This is a genomic window from Streptomyces sp. NRRL S-920, assembly GCF_000717945.1.
In the GTDB taxonomy this organism is placed as follows: domain Bacteria; phylum Actinomycetota; class Actinomycetes; order Streptomycetales; family Streptomycetaceae; genus Streptomyces; species Streptomyces alboniger.
The window spans coordinates 107,394-122,830 of sequence record NZ_JODF01000017.1; the positions used below are offsets into that span (position 1 = coordinate 107,394).

Annotated in this window: 12 protein-coding genes; 11 read left to right on the forward strand and 1 reads right to left on the reverse strand. The window is 72.8% G+C overall.

Annotation, left to right across the window (positions count from 1 at the left end):
• Positions 1 to 101: 101 nt before the first annotated feature.
• From IG54_RS0115320 to IG54_RS0115360, 9 genes are all read left to right on the forward strand, one after another.
• The gene (locus tag IG54_RS0115320; RefSeq protein ID WP_030783151.1) at positions 102 to 1,160 is read left to right on the forward strand and encodes a methionine ABC transporter ATP-binding protein; all 1,059 of its coding nucleotides are present in this window, start codon (positions 102 to 104) and stop codon (positions 1,158 to 1,160) included.
• On the forward strand, positions 1,157 to 1,903 hold the full coding sequence (locus tag IG54_RS0115325) for a methionine ABC transporter permease (RefSeq protein WP_051819523.1): 747 nt from the start codon (positions 1,157 to 1,159) through the stop codon (positions 1,901 to 1,903). The genes IG54_RS0115320 and IG54_RS0115325 overlap by 4 nt, the downstream gene beginning before the upstream one ends.
• Positions 1,904 to 1,975: 72 nt before the next feature.
• Complete coding sequence (locus tag IG54_RS0115330) at positions 1,976 to 2,809, forward strand: MetQ/NlpA family ABC transporter substrate-binding protein (protein ID WP_030783158.1); 834 nt, start codon at positions 1,976 to 1,978, stop codon at positions 2,807 to 2,809.
• Positions 2,810 to 2,811: 2 nt separating this feature from the next.
• A complete protein-coding gene (locus IG54_RS0115335; RefSeq protein WP_030783161.1) occupies positions 2,812 to 3,645 on the forward strand; it encodes a MetQ/NlpA family ABC transporter substrate-binding protein in 834 nt (277 codons plus the stop codon).
• Positions 3,646 to 3,780: 135 nt separating this feature from the next.
• Positions 3,781 to 4,425: a GNAT family N-acetyltransferase gene (locus IG54_RS0115340; RefSeq protein ID WP_030783165.1), complete on the forward strand. Its 645-nt coding sequence runs from the start codon at positions 3,781 to 3,783 to the stop codon at positions 4,423 to 4,425.
• A gap of 173 nt (positions 4,426 to 4,598) precedes the next feature.
• Positions 4,599 to 5,819, forward strand: a complete 1,221-nt coding sequence (gene cbiE / locus IG54_RS0115345) for a precorrin-6y C5,15-methyltransferase (decarboxylating) subunit CbiE (RefSeq protein WP_030783169.1) — start codon at positions 4,599 to 4,601, stop codon at positions 5,817 to 5,819.
• A 357-nt stretch (positions 5,820 to 6,176) separates the two neighbouring features.
• A complete protein-coding gene (cobT, locus tag IG54_RS0115350) occupies positions 6,177 to 10,139 on the forward strand; it encodes a nicotinate-nucleotide--dimethylbenzimidazole phosphoribosyltransferase (protein WP_030783172.1) in 3,963 nt (1,320 codons plus the stop codon).
• Positions 10,140 to 10,341: 202 nt separating this feature from the next.
• Positions 10,342 to 11,574 carry a uroporphyrinogen-III C-methyltransferase gene (gene cobA / locus IG54_RS0115355; RefSeq protein WP_030783175.1) on the forward strand — a complete coding sequence of 411 codons (1,233 nt, stop codon included), beginning with the start codon at positions 10,342 to 10,344 and terminating at the stop codon, positions 11,572 to 11,574.
• Positions 11,575 to 11,663: 89 nt separating this feature from the next.
• Positions 11,664 to 12,482 carry a TrmH family RNA methyltransferase gene (locus tag IG54_RS0115360; RefSeq protein WP_030783178.1) on the forward strand — a complete coding sequence of 273 codons (819 nt, stop codon included), beginning with the start codon at positions 11,664 to 11,666 and terminating at the stop codon, positions 12,480 to 12,482.
• A 111-nt stretch (positions 12,483 to 12,593) separates the two neighbouring features.
• Here the strand turns inward: IG54_RS0115360 and IG54_RS0115365 are convergent, their stop codons facing one another.
• Positions 12,594 to 13,985 carry a serine/threonine-protein kinase gene (locus IG54_RS0115365; RefSeq protein ID WP_051819524.1) on the reverse strand — a complete coding sequence of 464 codons (1,392 nt, stop codon included), beginning with the start codon at positions 13,983 to 13,985 and terminating at the stop codon, positions 12,594 to 12,596.
• Between the two features lie 196 nt (positions 13,986 to 14,181).
• Here IG54_RS0115365 and IG54_RS0115370 point away from each other — a divergent pair, with 196 nt between their 5' ends.
• Together IG54_RS0115370 and IG54_RS0115375 are read left to right on the forward strand one after the other, a co-directional pair.
• Complete coding sequence (locus tag IG54_RS0115370) at positions 14,182 to 14,448, forward strand: hypothetical protein (protein WP_030783183.1); 267 nt, start codon at positions 14,182 to 14,184, stop codon at positions 14,446 to 14,448.
• Between the two features lie 199 nt (positions 14,449 to 14,647).
• Positions 14,648 to 14,851, forward strand: coding sequence for a hypothetical protein (locus IG54_RS0115375; protein WP_030783185.1), 204 nt, complete (start codon positions 14,648 to 14,650; stop codon positions 14,849 to 14,851).
• The last annotated feature ends 586 nt before the right edge of the window (positions 14,852 to 15,437 follow it).

Genomic DNA, 15,437 nt, shown 5'->3' on the forward strand with positions numbered 1-15,437 from the left:
TCCGGTTCCTTTCGCCACCGCGAGAACCGTGCCGCGTTCCGAACGAATGCCCCGTGCCCGGCCACACCCACGCCGCGCACTCGACAGTGACGGAATCCCCTGTGATCACCACTTCCGGCCTCACCAAGGTCTACCGCTCACGCGGTCGTGAAGTAACCGCCCTCGACGGAGTCGACCTGCATGTACGAGAGGGCGAGGTGTACGGCGTCATCGGCCAGTCCGGCGCCGGCAAGTCCTCCCTGATCCGCTGCGTCAACCTCCTTGAGCGCCCCACCTCCGGCACGGTGACCGTCGCCGGTCAGGACCTCACCGCCCTGGCCGGCCGCGGCCCGCGCGCGGGCCGGGAGCTGCGCCGGGCGCGCAGCCGCATCGGCATGGTCTTCCAGCACTTCAACCTGCTGTCCTCGCGGACCGTGCAGGACAACGTCGAGCTGCCGCTCGAAATCCTCGGCCTGTCCGGCCAGGAGCGCTCCCGCAAGGCCCTCGAACTGCTCGACCTGGTGGGCCTCGCCGACAAGGCGAAGTCCTACCCGGCGCAGCTCTCGGGCGGCCAGAAGCAGCGCGTCGGCATCGCCCGCGCGCTCGCCGGCGACCCGAAGGTGCTGCTCTCCGACGAGGCGACCAGCGCGCTCGACCCGGAGACCACCCGCTCCATCCTCCAGCTCCTGCGCGACCTCAACCAGCAGCTCGGCCTGACCGTCCTGCTCATCACGCACGAGATGGACGTCGTCAAGAGCGTCTGCGACTCCGCCGCCCTCATGGAGCGGGGACAGATCATCGAGTCCGGCACCGTCAGCGAACTCCTCGCCACCCCCGGTTCCGAGCTGGCCGCCGCGCTCTTCCCCGTCAGTGGCGAGGCCACCGGCGAGGACCGCACCGTCGTCGACGTGACCTTCCACGGCGAGGCCGCGACCCAGCCGGTCATCTCCCAGCTGTCACGCACGTACAACATCGACATCTCGATCCTCGGCGCCGCGATGGACACCGTCGCGGGCAAGCAGGTCGGCCGCATGCGCATCGAACTGCCCGGCCGCTTCGAGGAGAACGTCGTCCCGATCGGGTTCCTGCGCGAGCAGGGCCTCCAGGTCGAGATCGCGGGCGAGGGCCTCGCGAGCGCTCCGCAGGACGACACGCTGCTGGTCAAGGAAGGTGCCAAGTGACCTGGTCGGAGATGCAGCCCCTGCTGGAGCAGGCCTGTTGGGACACCCTGTACATGGTGGGCTGGTCGACGCTGATAGCCGTCGTCGCCGGACTGCCGCTCGGCATCCTGCTCGTCCTCACCGAGCGCGGCGCGCTGTTGCAGAACGCCGTGCTCAACAAGGTCATCGGGCAGATCGTGAACATCGCCCGCTCGATGCCCTTCATCATCCTGATGGTCGCCCTGATGGGCTTCACGCGCTGGGTCACCGGCACCACGATCGGCCGCGAGGCCGCCCTCGTGCCGCTCGCCGTCGGCGCCATCCCGTTCTTCGCGCGCCTGGTGGAGACCTCGATCCGTGAGGTCGACGGCGGGCTCGTGGAGGCCGTGCAGTCGATGGGCGGCTCCACCTGGACCGTCGTACGCAAGGTCCTCGTACCGGAGTCGCTGCCCTCGCTGATCTCCGGCGCCACCACCACGATCGTCGCGCTCATCGGCTACTCCGCGATGGCGGGCACGGTCGGCGGCGGCGGCCTCGGCGACCTCGCGCTGCGCTACGGCTACCAGCGCTTCGAGACCGAGCTGATGTGGATCACCGTGGCGATCCTCGCCGTGGCCATCTCGATCATCCAGTTCGCGGGCGACTACGCCGCCCGCAGGCTGCACAAGCGCGGCGGCGGCTCCGGTCCGCTGCTGCTGTTCCGGCCGCTGCGCGGGGTGCTGCCCGGCACCGTCGCCGCCGAGTCGACCACCAAGACCGGCTGACCGGGCACAGGCCCGCAGCCCGCCCCGCCCACCTGTGCGGGGCCGCACCACCCATGGAGAAAGGCACTTTTCGTGCGTAACACCGCCAAGATCACCACCGCTGTCCTCGCCGCCGGAGCCCTCACCCTCGGGCTCACCGCCTGCGGCTCCGAGAAGGGCTCCGCGGGCGACAAGGACGGCCCGCTCGTCGTCGCCGCCACCCCCACGCCGCAGGGCCAGATCCTTGAGTACGTCCAGAAGAACCTGGCCAAGAAGGCCGGGCTCGACCTGGAGGTGAAGGAGTTCACCGACTACGTCACGCCGAACACCGCCGTCCAGCAGGGCGAGGTCTTCGCGAACTACTTCCAGCACAAGCCGTACCTGGACGACTTCAACAAGAAGAACGGCACGGACATCGTGCCCGTCCCGAACGGCACGGTGCACCTGGAGCCCCTCGGCGTGTACTCCAAGGGCGTCAAGAAGCTCGGCGACCTGAAGGACGGCGCCACCGTCGCCGTCCCGAACGACACCACGAACGAGGCCCGCGCCCTCAAGCTCCTCGCGGACAACGGCGTCATCGAGCTGAAGAAGGGCGTCGGCTTCGACGCCACCCCCAAGGACGTCGCCAAGAACCCGAAGAACCTCAAGTTCAAGGAGCTGGAGGCCGCCCAGCTGCCCCGCTCCCTGAGCGACGTCGACGCCGCGGTGATCAACGGCAACTACGCGCTGGAGGCCGACCTCAGCCCCGCCAAGAACGCCCTCGTCGCCGAGAAGGCCAAGGGCAACCCCTACGGCAACTTCCTCGCCGTGAAGAAGGGCGACGAGAACGACCCGCGCGTGAAGAAGCTCGCCAAGCTCCTCACCTCGCCCGAGGTCAAGAAGTTCATCGACGACAAGTACGACGGCGCCGTCGTCGCGGCGTTCTGATCATGCGTGCGTCCGTCATCGCCGCCGCGGCCGGAACCCTGGCCCTCGCGCTGGGGCTCACCGCGTGCGGCGCGGACACGGACAGTGGCCCGGGCGGCGACACGCTCGTCGTCGGGGCCACCCCGACCCCGGCCGGCGAAGTACTCACGTACATCCAGGAGAACCTCGCGAAGAAGAAGGGGCTCGACCTCCGGATCACGGAGTTCACGGACTACGTGACGCCGAACACCGCGCTCCAGGAAGGCTCCCTCGACGCCAACCTGTACCAGCACACCCCGTACCTCAAGGACTTCAACGCGTCCAAGAAGACGGACCTGGTGCCGGTCGCCGAGGTGTACCTGCCGCCGATGGGCGTGTACCCGAAGGACGACAAGAAGCTGAAGGACGTCCGCGAGCTGCGGGCGGGCGCGACCGTCGCCGTCCCCAACGACACGACCAACGAGGGCCGGGCACTCCAACTCCTCGCCTCCAAGGGCGTCATCGGGCTCAAGAAGGGCGTCGGCGGCACCGCCACGCCCGAGGACATCACGTCCAACCCGAAGAAGCTCACCATCAAGCCGCTCGACCCCGCGCAGCTGCCGCGCTCGCTCGACGACCTCGACGCCGCGGTCATCAACAACAACTACGCGCTCGACGCCGGACTCAGCCCCAAGAAGGACGCCATCCTCCTTGAGTCGCCGAAGGGCAACCCGTACAACAACGTCCTGGCCGTCAAGAAGGGCGACGAGGACGACACACGGGTGAGGAAGCTGGCCGAACTGCTCACCTCCCCTGAGGTGAAACGGTTCATCGAGGACACGTACAAGGGCTCCGTCCTGCCCGCCGAAGGGAACTGACGCCCAGTCCGTTCCCGCCCGCACCACGGGGTCCGCTCCTGATGAAGGAGCGGACCCCGTGGTGCGTCCGCGCGCCGACATGCTGCATGCTGGGCACTTCAGCAGGCCCGAGGGTTCCAGGTTACGGAGCGGCGCATGACGACCACCTTCCCCGATGTCTCCATCAGCACGGAGCGGTTGGTGCTGCGCCCGTTCGAGGACGCCGACGTCTCCGCGTACGCGGAGATGATGAACGACGAGATGGTCACCGCCTGGACCTCCGTGCCCCAGCCCTACACCGAGGCCGACGCCCACGACTGGATCACCCGGCTCGCACCGGCCGAGCGCACCGAGGGCCGCGGGATCGCCCTCGCCGTCACGGAGTTCCTCACCCAGCGGCTGGTCGGCGTCATCCATCTGCGCAATACGGACTGGCGGGTGCGCGCCAGCGAACTCAGTTACGTCATCGCCCCCTGGGCCCGCGGTGAGGGCTACGCCTCCGAGGCGGCGCTCGCCACCGCCCAGTGGCTCTTCAACGACCAGGCGTTCGAGCGCATCGAACTGCGCACCGCAGCCGACAACACCGCAGCCCAGCAGGTCGCCCAGAAGATCGGCTGCATCAGCGAGGGCGTCCTGCGCGGCGCCTGGATAGCGCGTACGAGAAACGGCGGCGACCCCTTCGGCGGCTGGCTCGAGATGCGCACCGACCTCATCGTGTGGAGCCTGCTCCCCGAGGACCTCGAAGGCGTGTCCGACAGCCTCGCCGAGAGCGGCTTCTCCGCGTTCTCCGACTGGAACTGAGCCCGCGCCCGCCGCGCACGGGAACGCGCCGAACCATCGGCCCGGCACACCCCCCGGCTCCCCAGCACACCCGAGTCCCACCAGGTACGCTCGCCCTGGCCGCGTGCGCGGTCGCTCCCCGCAGCCACCGCACCGCACGGACGACCCGCGAGAACCTCAGGAGACAGACGACGATGGCCGACCGGGTCACGGTGATCGGCTGGGACGGTACGCCGCTGACCGCGGCGGCACGCTCCGCGCTCCGCGCCGCCACGCTCGTCGCCGGCGCCGCCCACCACCTGGCGCTGGACGAGCTGCCCGCCCACGCCGAACGGATCCGCCTCGGCAGCGTGGGCCTGGCCGCCCGCCGCATCGCCGCCCACCGCGGCACCGCCGTGGTCCTCGCCGACGGCGACCCCGGCTTCTTCGGTGTCGTACGCACCCTGCGCGCCCCCGAATTCGGCCTGGAAGTCGAAGTGGTCCCCGCCGTCTCCTCCGTAGCCCAGGCGTTCGCCCGCGCGGGCATGCCGTGGGACGACGCCGAGGTCGTGGTCGCCCACCGCCGCAGCCTGCGCCGCGCCGTGAACGTCTGCCGCGCCCACACCAAGGTCGCCGTCCTCACCTCCCCGGGCGCGGGACCGGCCGAGCTGAGCCTGCTGCTCCAGGGCGTCCACCGCACCTTCGTCATCTGCGAGGAACTCGGCACCGAGCGCGAGCGCGTCACCGTGGTCACCTCCGACAAGGCCGCCGACCACACCTGGCGCGACCCGAACGTCGTCATCGTCGTCGGCGGATCCGGCACCACGCCCTCCTCCGACACCGGCTGGATCGCCGGGCGCGAACCGGCCGCGTCGCCGCGCGGCTGGGCACTGCCCGCCGCGGAGTACGGCGGCGACATCTGGCTCGGCGAGGGGGAGAGCGACCGGCTGCGCGCCGCCCAACTCGCCCGCACCGGGCCGCGCGTGGGCGACCTCGTCTGGGACATCGGCTGCGGCAGCGGCGCCTTCACCGCGGAGGCGGCCCGCTTCGGCGCCGCCGTGATCGCCGTCGACCAGGACGCCGACGCCCTGGGCCGCACCACCGCCGCCGTCCGCCGCTTCGGCGTCCAGGCGCAGACCGTCCACGGCGTCGCGCCGCACATCCTCGAAGACCTCCCCGAACCGGACGTCGTACGCGTCGGGGGCGGGGGAGCGGCGGTGGTCTCCGCCGTCGCCGACCGCCGCCCGCAGCGCATCGTGACGCACGCCGCGACGCGCGACGCCGCCGAACTCATCGGCAGGGACCTGTCCGAGCACGGATACCTCGTCGAGTGCGCCCTCCTCCAGTCCGTCGAGCTGGACACCCGCGCCTGGCGGGAGGAGAAGCGGACGGTGGTGTTCCTGCTGTCCGGGCGGTTGCCGGACCGTTCCCCGTGACCCTGTCGCCACACGGCGCGAGGTAGGCTGGCCGATCGTTGTACCGCACCCGGGTGCCCGGCAATTCGTTGGTCAAGGTCCGGAAAGTCCACCCGCTTTGGGGGGCCCGTGTGGTACGGCAGGGCCGGAGGACGCGCAACGTGGCGCAGTCCACAGCGGACCGTGGCCGATCAAGCTGCCGCGGCGGCGTACCAACCGGGACAATGCCTGTTGTCCGGTCAGCGGTTCGTGCCGCGCGGCGCGCACGCTCGTTGAGGATGACGGGCGGTTGGTGCGCCGCTCCGGTCAATGGGGCCTCCCCGGCCGAAGGCCGAGGGGCGGTCGAAGAAGCACTAACCGATGGGCGAGGGGTTACGCATGACCGACACCGGCCAGGTCCCGGGCGAGGGGCTGCCGGAGGGCGCAGGCAACGGTGTGCCGTCCGGGCCCGTGCAGGGCATGGGGGCACAGCAGCCGGGCGCTCCCGCTCCGGATGCGTATACCTTCGCGGACCCCGCCGACTCCTCCGAGAACCCCGCCGATGAGGACGATCTGCTGCTGATGCCGGGCGCCCAGGGGGCGTGGAGCGAGGCGCAGGCCGCTCATCAGCCGGGACCGCACGAGACCTCGGGCCGTGACAGCGGCTCGGTCGACCTGAACGGCGTCCGCATGCCCGGCGCCGCGCCCGCCGCTTCCCACCCGGGCCCCTCCCGCCGCCCCCTGCACCACGGCCCCTCGGGCCCCGCGGTGCCCGACAGCTCGGCCAGCCCCGTACGCTCGCTGGCCGACCGGGGCCCCGCCGGGGCGGCGCCCCCGCAGCACACCGCGCCCGCGCGGCACGCGGGGCCGCCGACGACCGGGCCCGAGTACCTCGACATCCCGCGCGACGACGCGGCGCTGCCGGCCCCGCAGCTCGGTGAGATCCCGCCGCAGGGGGGCGAGCCGTGGGCCCCTCAGCAGGCGCAGCCCCAGCCGCTGACTCAGCACGAGGCTTATCCCGCACCAGCAGAAACGGTCGTCCCAGAGGGCACGCCAGTCACAGAGACCTCTGACGTCACACCCGTACCGCAGCCGATCGCGGTCGCGGCGGAGGAGCCGCAGGTCCCCGAGCAGCCCCGGAGCGCGGAGGCCGCCGAGCACCTTCAGGCCGCACCGGCTCCGGAAGCCGGCCCCGCCGAGCTGCCCGCGGAGGTGCGGGAACAGGCGAGACAGGCCACCCCGGGCGCGCCGCTCGCGGAGGCGACGCAGGGGGAGGTCGTTTCGGAGGCAGTTGTTCCGGACGCGGCTGTTCCGGAGGCGGCAGTGCCGTCCGCAGCCCCGGCGGCGGCCGTTCCGGACCTGACCGTTCCGGCTCCGGGTGCCCCGGAGCCCGCGGCGTTCCCGCAGGCCGCTGACGCCGCCGATGCCGCTGTCTCCGGCGACCCCGGTGCCGCCGCTGAAGCGGGCCCCGGCGTCGAAGCCGCCCCCCTCCCGCAGCCCGGCGCCGAGTCCGGGTACGTTCCGACGGCGGAGCAGCCTGCGTTCGCCGAGGCCATGCCCGCCGCCGTCGCGCAGCCTCCGTTCGCCATGGCCTCCGCGCAGCCGTGGGCCGACGCGCAGGTCCCGAGCGACGAGACCACCCAGCACGGCTTCGCCCCCGGCACGGCCCAGCCCGGTTTCGCCCCCGAGACCGCCCGGTCCGGCTTCGCCCCGGACACCGCCCAGGACGCGTACGCCATGGCCGTCGGCGCCCAGCCCGGCCACGCCTCGCACGGCGGCCACCCCGCCGAGGCGCGGCACGCGGCCCCGCACCAGCCCGAGCAGCACACCCCGCAGGACGCGGGCGAGCCCCAGTACGCCCCGCTCCCCGGTGAGTCGGCCGGCGCCCAAGCGCCCATGCCCATCGGCCAGTTCGTGCCCGTCGAGGGATCGGTGCCGACCACGCCCCACCTGGCGCCGACGCCCCCGCGCCCCCTGGTCGTCCCGCAGGACGATCCCGCCCCGGAGGCCGAAACCACCGCGGACGCCGAGCAGCTCGCGGCCCAGCCGGCCCCCGCCGCGCCGGTCGCACCGGCCGCACCGACGGAGTCCGCCGCCCCGACCCTCGTACCGCAGGGTGACCCGACGCGAGCGGCGGCGCCCGAGGCCGTCCCCGCCGAGGCCCCGACGGCCACGGTGCCCGCCCCGCGCGACGGCGCCGAACCCCTGGCCGCGGACGCCGCGGCGGACACGGCGCTGCCCGAGGCCGCGGAGCCGGTCCAGGACGCGCCGGTTCCGGCCGCGTCCGCTGATTCCCCCGTACCCCCGGTGGTGGCCCCGGCCGAGTTCCCGGCCGCCCCCGAGACGGCCGACCCGGCCGAAGAGTTGGACGAGGCCGACGACGTCATCTCGTTCGAACCGATCGACGCGAACGAAGTGAACGAAGTGGCCGACGCACCCGAGATGGCCGAAGCGCCTGACGCACCCGACACGGCACAGGGCCCCGAGGCCCTCGCGCCCCAGGACACCCCGGAGCCGGTGGAGGCGCGGACCGCCACCGAGGCGCCGGGACTCCTCATCATCGAGGAGGACGAGGAAGCCGCCGAGCCCGCCGAGATCGCGGAGCCCGCCGAGCCCGTGACCTCTCCCGGCACCGCCGCTCCCGGTTACGACGACGCCGAGCGCGAGGCCGTCCTGCGCGTCATGCGCGAGCGCCGCGACATCCGCAACGGCTTCCGCGGCGACCCCATCCCCCACGAGGTGCTGCTCCGCGTCCTGGAGGCCGCGCACACCGCCCCGTCGGTCGGCCACTCCCAGCCCTGGGACTTCGTCGTCATCAAGTCCGCCGAGACCCGGCGCACCATGCACGAACTGGCCGCCCGCCAGCGCGAGGCGTACGCCAAGTCCCTCCCCAAGGGCCGCGCGAAGCAGTTCAAGGAACTGAAGATCGAGGCCATCCTCGACACCCCGGTGAACATCGTCGTCACCGCCGACCCCACCCGCGGCGGCCGCCACACCCTCGGCCGGCACACCCAGCCGCAGATGGCGCCCTACTCCTCGGCGCTCGCCGTCGAGAACCTGTGGCTCGCCGCCCGCGCCGAAGGCCTCGGCGTCGGCTGGGTCAGCTTCTTCGACGAGCGCGAGATGGTCCGCGCCCTCGGCCTGCCCGAGCACCTCGAAGTGGTGGCGTACCTCTGCGTGGGATACGTCGACGAGTTCCCGGATGAGCCCGAGCTGATGCAGGCCGGCTGGTCCAAGCGCCGTCCGCTGTCCTGGGTCGTCCACGAGGAGACGTACGGCCGTCGCGCGCTGCCCGGCGAGGACCCGCACGACCTGCTCGCCGAGACCGTGGCCAACATCCGTCCGCTGGACGCCAAGGCGCTCGGCGAGGCATGGGAACGCCAGAAGCGGATGACCAAGCCGCCGGGCGCCCTCGGCATGCTGGAGATCATCTCCGCCCAGCTGTCCGGCCTGTCCCGGATGTGCCCGCCGCCGATCCCGGAGCCCGCGGCCGTCGCGATCTTCGCGGGCGACCACGGCGTGCACGCCCAGGGCGTCACCGCCTGGCCCCAGGAGGTGACCGCGCAGATGGTCGCCAACTTCCTCGGCGGCGGCGCGGTCTGCAACGCCTTCGCCAACCAGGTGGGCGCCGAGGTCTGCGTCATCGACGTGGGCGTGGCGAGCGAACTCCCCGCCACGCCCGGTCTGCTGCCCCGCAAGGTGCGCGCGGGCACGGCCGACATGACGACCGGGCCCGCCCTGACCCGCGAGGAGGTCAAGGCGGCCATCGAGGTCGGCGTCGAGACGGCCCGCGACCTCGTGGCAGCGGGCAACAAGGCCCTGCTGACCGGCGAGATGGGCATCGCGAACACCACCGCGTCAGCGGCCCTGATCTCCGTCTACACGGACGTGGATCCCGCCGAGGTCACCGGCCGCGGCACGGGCATCAACGACGAGATGCACGCCCGCAAGGTCGAGGTCGTCCGCCGCGCCCTCGACCTCCACCAGCCCGACCCGTCGGACCCGATCGGTGTCCTCGCGGCGGTCGGCGGCCTGGAGCACGCGGCCATGGTGGGCCTCCTGCTCGGCGGCGCGTCCCTGCGTACGCCGGTGGTCCTGGACGGCGTGAGCGCCGGCGCGGCCGCCCTGGTCGCCCGCGCCATCGCCCCCGAGGTCCTCGCGGCCTGCATCGCGGGCCACCGCAGCGCGGAGCCCGGCCACGTCGCGGCCCTCAACAAGCTGGGCCTGCGCCCCCTGGTCGACCTCGACCTCCGCCTCGGCGAGGGCACCGGCGCGCTCCTGGCCCTGCCGATCGTCCAGAGCGCGGCCCGCGCGATGCACGAGGTGGCCACGTTCGACTCGGCGGGCGTCACCGAGAAGTAGCGTCGCAGCGCTCGACCCCGAACCGGGGCTTCCCCCTCCGCCCGACGGCGGGCCCGGGGGCGAAGTCCCGGTTTCGGGAAGGGGCGGGTGTGGGGAGAGCCACCCGACCCGGCCCCCCGGCCCCCGCCATACTGAACCCGCACGTCAGAACAGCCGCTCCACCGCCGCAGCGGCACTGCCCCCGCCAGGAGGAGCCGTCAGCATGGCCGAACACCCCGCCTATCCCGTAGGCCTCCGCCTCAACGGCCGCCGCGTCGTCGTCCTCGGCGGCGGCCAGGTGGCCCAGCGCCGCCTCCCCGCGCTCATCAAGGCGGGCGCCGACGTCCTCCTCGTATCCCCCTCGGCGACGCCCTCCGTGGAGGCCATGGCCGATGCGGGCGAGATCACCTGGACCAGGCGCCGCTACGAGCACGGCGACCTCCAGAACGCCTGGTACGCCCTGATCGCCACCAGCGACGACGAGGCCAACAACCGTGCCTCGGCGGAGGCGGAGGCCCACCGCGTCTGGTGCGTACGCTCCGACGACGCCGAGGCGGCCACCGCCTGGACCCCGGCCACGGGCCGCTCCGAGGGCGTCACCGTCGCCGTCCTGTCGAGTGACGTACAGGACCGCGACCCGCGCCGCACCGCCGCCATCCGCGACGCGGTCGTCGAGGGACTGCGCGACGGCAGCCTCGTCGCCCCGCACCTGCGCACCCGGACCCCCGGCGTCGCACTGGTCGGCGGCGGCCCCGGCGACCCCGACCTGATCACCGTCCGCGGCCGCCGGCTCCTCGCCGCCGCGGACGTCGTCATCGCCGACCGCCTCGGCCCCCGCGACCTCCTGGACGAGCTGCCGCCGCACGTCGAGGTGATCGACGCCGCGAAGATCCCCTACGGCCGCTTCATGGCCCAGGAGGCGATCAACAACGCCCTGATCGAGCACGCCAAGCAGGGCAAGGCCGTCGTCCGTCTCAAGGGCGGTGACCCCTACGTCTTCGGCCGCGGCATGGAGGAGGCCCAGGCGCTCGCCGAGGCGGGCATCACCTGCACGGTCGTGCCCGGCATCTCCAGCTCGATCTCGGTCCCGTCGGCGGCGGGCATCCCGGTCACCCACCGCGGCGTCGCCCACGAGTTCACGGTGGTCAGCGGCCACGTGGCGCCGGACGACGAGCGTTCCCTGGTCGACTGGGAGTCCTTGGCCAAGCTGCGCGGCACCTTGGTGATCCTGATGGGCGTCGACAAGATCGGCAAGATCGCGGAGGCCCTGATCGCCCACGGCAAGGCGGCCGGCACCCCGCTCGCCCTGATCCAGGAGGGCACGACGGCCGCCCAGCGCCGCGTCGACGCGACGCTCGGCACGGTCGCCGAGGCGGTCCGCACCCACGAGGTGAAGCCGCCGGCGGTCATCGTCATCGGCGACGTCGTCACCGTGGGCCCCGAGGCCCGCGCGTAGCGCGCCCCGCACACCACCCCAGTAACCAGCGGTAACGGAACACGCCCCCGGCCGTTGGCACCCCACCCAGGACAAGGCAGTATCACCCTGTGGCTGATCTCATCACCGTCGACGACCCCGACGACCCCCGCCTGCGCGACTACACGGGCCTGACCGACGTCGAGCTGCGCCGCAGGCGCGAACCGGCCGAGGGTCTGTTCATCGCGGAGGGCGAGAAGGTCATCAGACGGGCCAAGGACGCCGGTTACGAGATGCGGTCGATGCTGCTCTCGGCCAAGTGGGTCGACGTCATGCGCGATGTCATCGACGAGCTGCCGGCCCCCGTGTACGCGGTGAGCCCGGACCTCGCCGAGCAGGTCACCGGCTACCACGTGCACCGAGGCGCCCTCGCCTCGATGCAGCGCAAGCCGCTGCCCACGGCCGACGATCTCCTGGCGACCCACCGCAGGGTGGTCGTCATGGAAGCCGTAAATGACCATACGAACATCGGCGCGATCTTCCGTTCGGCGGCGGCCCTCGGCATGGACGCGGTCCTGCTCTCCCCGGACTGCGCGGACCCGCTCTACCGCCGCTCGGTGAAGGTCTCGATGGGCGCGGTCTTCTCGGTCCCGTACGCCCGCCTGGAGTCCTGGCCCAAGGGCCTGGAGGGCGTGCGCGAGGCCGGCTTCAGCCTCCTCGCCCTCACCCCCGACGAGAAGGCGAAGTCCCTGGACGAGGTGGCCCCGCACCGCATGGACCGCGTCGCGCTGATGCTCGGCGCGGAGGGCGACGGCCTCTCCACCCAGGCGCTGGTCGCGGCCGACGAATGGGTCCGCATCCCGATGGCTCACGGCGTGGACTCACTGAACGTGGGCGCGGCGGCGGCGGTCGCCTTCTACGCGGTGGCGACGGGCCGCCCGCAGAACTGACAAGCGCCCCGAAGGGGCGCGGGGAACCGCGCGCTCAGCGACGACGAATCCGCGCCCGAAGGGGCGCGGGGAACTGCGCGCTCAGCTACGAACAACCCGCGGAGTCACCATCTACGTGTTCCGCTCGGACGCCGCTTCGATCCCGGGGGCATCCCGCCCCTGCGCCGCCTGGGAGGACACCCGCTCCGGCGCCCCCGAGGGGCCGCCCCCCATGCCCCGGGAGGGGCCCTGGCAGCCCTGCGCCGCCGCGATGCCGAGGGCGACCAGCAGCGTGACGACCACGAACACGGTGAGCCGCTGCCGCAGCAGCCGCGGATTGGCGGGCATCATCCGCCGCCCCGTCCCCGTCGTGCGCGGCCTCTGCCGCCCGGTACCGCTGCGAGGGGCGGGCCTGCCGCCGGAACGCGTCGTATTACGGGGTACGGAGGGCCGCGCTCCGGTCCTGGACGAGCCGGTCTTGGCGGAGCCGCTCCTGGACGCGCCGTTCCTGGACGCGCCAGTCCTGGACACCCCGCCCCTGGACACCCCGCTTCTGGACGCACTCGGCCGCGGCGGGGGAGTGACGCCGGGGGCGGGCCGGCGCTGGGTGCGCTGGTCCGCGTAGCTCTCGGCGAGTCGGCCCGTCGGCCGGTCGTGGTCCTGCCGCGGCGCGGGCGGCCGCACCTCGCCGAGGCCCTGGGCCTCGCGGGCGGCGATCTCCTTGAGCCTGAGCGACAGTTGGAGCGTGCTCGGCCGCTCCTCAGGATCCTTGGCGAGGCAGGCCCGGATCAGCGGCGCGAGGGCGTCCGGCACGCCGTGCAGCTGCGCCTCCTCGTGCACCACCCGGTAGAGCATGACCTCGGAACTGCCATGGCCGAAGGGTGAGTCCGCCATCCCCGCGTACGCCAGCGTGGCGCCGAGCGCGAAGACATCGGTGGCGGGGGTGACGGCGGCGCCGCGCACCTGTTCGGGGGCGAGGAAGCCGGGCGAGCCGACGGCGGTACCCACATGCGTCAGGGTCGAGGCCCCGGTCGCCCACGCGATGCCGAAGTCGATGATCCGCGGCCCCTTCGGGGACAGCAGGATGTTCGACGGCTTGAGATCGCGGTGTACGACACCGGCCTCGTGCACGGCGACGAGCCCCTCGGCGAGCGCCGAGCCGACCACGGCCACGTCGGCCGCGGAGAGCGGCCCCTCGGCGGCGACCTTGTCGTGCAGCGAGGGCCCGGGAACGTACTGCGTGGCGAACCACGGCCGTTCCGCCTCGAGGTCGGCGGCGACGAGCCGCGCCGTGCAGCCGCCGCGAATGCGCCGGGCGGCCGACACCTCCCGCGCGAACCGGGACCGGAATTCCTGATCCTCCGCCAGATCGGGCCGGATCACCTTCAGGGCGACGCGCTGCCCCCTCCGGTCCGACCCCAGATAGACGACCCCCATGCCGCCGGCGCCCAGGCGCCTGTGCAGCCTGAACGAGCCGACGACACGCGGGTCCTCGCGCCGGAGCCGCATCATCGCCATGTCCATCCCCGCTACCCGGTCCGTTTGACGAGCCACAGCTTACGTTTCCACGGGCGGGCACGTGCAGAGGCCGCGCCCTCGCGGGCCGATCGATTGTCAGTGCCGGGTGGGAAAATCGAAGAGTGGTCAGAAGGCCGGGGACAAGGAGCCGTTGAGGCCGCCCCTGTCTTCAACCATCCATCACTGAAGGGGGATTGATCCCGTGAAGGGTGATCGCGTGGAGATAGTCGTGGACGCCGGGGACACGACGAGGACGTACGAGGTGGTGGCGAGCCGGGCGGGCCGCCGGGTGGAGACGGCGGTGCGCAGGGGAGTGGTGGAAGTGAGCGAAGTCACCCGCAGTGGATCCGTGGTGCGCACGGCGCGCTTCATGGCGACGCGCGTGCTCGCCCTCGTGGAGCAGCCGGTCCCCAGGGAGGACGCCTCGGAGGCCGCGGCCCGCCCCCTCCGGGAAGACCCTGAGTCCTAGGTCCCCGTCTCCACCCATGGGAGTACACGCGTGCGGGTCGGTCATCCTCCGGGAGGCCAGCCAATCGGTACGAGGGCATGACGCCCGGGACCTCCCCTCCACCTAAATTTGAGGTCAAGCGGCGGGTGCAGCACTCGTCCCCCGAGGTCAGACACCCGCCGCTGCCAGAACCACATCGAAATAGGTCAGGAGAGGAACCATGGCGGACACGGCACCGCGGACCATGCTCCGTACGCAAGGACGCAGGCTCTCCGCGTTCAGCGCCCGCCCGTCCGGTACGCGCCACCCCTTGGTGGCGACGGCCATGGTCCTCCCCCTGGCAGCCCTGCTCGTGGTCGTCTTCGGCGGCTGGGAAGCAGTGGTCACACAAGCGTCGTCCGTAGGCGTGATGCTGGGGCGCTGAGCGGCGCCCCAGGCCCGGAAGAGCGGTCCGGGCGGGGACATCCGGCCTGGAAACCCCGTGGGGACGGGGGTGCGGCGGACGGCACCGATGCCCGCGCAGCTGGGGAGCTGCGCGGGCATCGCCACACCCCACCCGGGGCCACGGCCAACGCCGCACCAGCCCACGAGGGGCCTCGCACGCGCGCCGTCCAGGGACGCGGGGATCTGGCGCCAGCCCACGAGGGACCTCGCACCCGCCCGGCCTAGGGGCGCGGGGAACTGCGCGCCAAGCCACGACGTGCCCGCGCTTGCCCCGTCCGGGGGGCGCGGGGATCTGGCGACAGCCCACGAGGGACCTCGCACGCGCGCCGTCCAGGGGCGCGGGGAACTGCGCGACAAGCCACGACGTACCCGCACTTGCCCCGTTCGGGGGGGCACGGGAATCTGGCGCCAGCCCACGAGGGGCCTCGCACTCGCCCCGCCAAGGAGCGCGCGGAACAGGCGGGACAGCCCACAACGGACCCGCACCGGAATTACGTACGCTTCGCCGATGAACCCGCAGCCAAGCACCCCGCACCCCCCGAGCACCCCGTGACGCCCCTCCTCCC